General features: G+C 52.7%; 1 protein-coding gene. It reads left to right on the plus strand.

Features of this window, described 5'->3' with window-relative positions; translation table 11 throughout:
* A partial coding sequence (locus F3J22_RS30235) for an amino acid adenylation domain-containing protein (protein WP_167021742.1) occupies positions 1–945 on the plus strand: 945 nt, incomplete at both ends.

Consider the following 945-nt stretch of genomic DNA (forward strand, 5'->3'; position numbering starts at 1 on the left):
CGTATGGTGTTGTGCCATAAAGATGATATCGGTGCACCGGAACGTTTACGTGCGTTGATTGCGCGTCATCAGGTGAGCTGCCTGCACTTTGTGCCGGGTATGTTCAATGCTTTTATCACTACTTTATTTGAAGAAGAAGATATTACCGCTGCACTGAGCAGTCTGCGATTAATAGTTACCAGCGGTGAAGCACTATCAGCAGAAACGGTGCGCAGCTGGTATGAGCGCATGACTACACCTGTTCATAACCTGTACGGCCCTACGGAGGCGTCAGTGGATGTGACATACTATGCAACCCGGCCGGGGGATCAGCGCATCCCGATTGGCCGCCCTATCTGGAATACACAACTGTATATACTCGGCGCAGATAATTCCGTACAGCCGATCGGCGTAACCGGTGAGATCTGCATCGGCGGTGACGGGCTTGCCCGTGGCTACCTGAACAAACCGGCACTGACTGCGGAGAAGTTTGTGGCGCATCCTTTTGAAGGAGGCCGGCGTATCTATCGTACCGGTGATATCGGCCGCTGGTTGCCGGATGGTAATATTGAATACCTCGGTCGTATAGATGACCAGGTGAAGATCCGCGGCTATCGCATAGAACTCGGCGAGATAGCAACAGTGCTGCATGGCCATCCTGATATTGATGCCGCCGTGGTGATAGCGAAAGCTGACCAGACGGGCACGCTGAACCTGGTGGGGTATTTTATTGGTAAGAAACCTATCGCCCTTGCAGAACTGCGGCAGTGGCTGGGAAGCAGCTTGCCTGCTTATATGATCCCGGCTTACTTCGTGCAGCTGGATAGCTTCCCGCTGAATGCCAATGGCAAGGTAGATCGCCGGCAGTTGCCCGCTCCGGAAGACTTTGGATTAAGTAGCGGAACTACGTATATACCTGCCCGTAATAACATAGAAGCGCAGTTAATAGCGATCTGGGAACAGGTA

It is taken from the genome of Chitinophaga sp. Cy-1792 (assembly GCF_011752935.1).
Lineage (GTDB): Bacteria > Bacteroidota > Bacteroidia > Chitinophagales > Chitinophagaceae > Chitinophaga.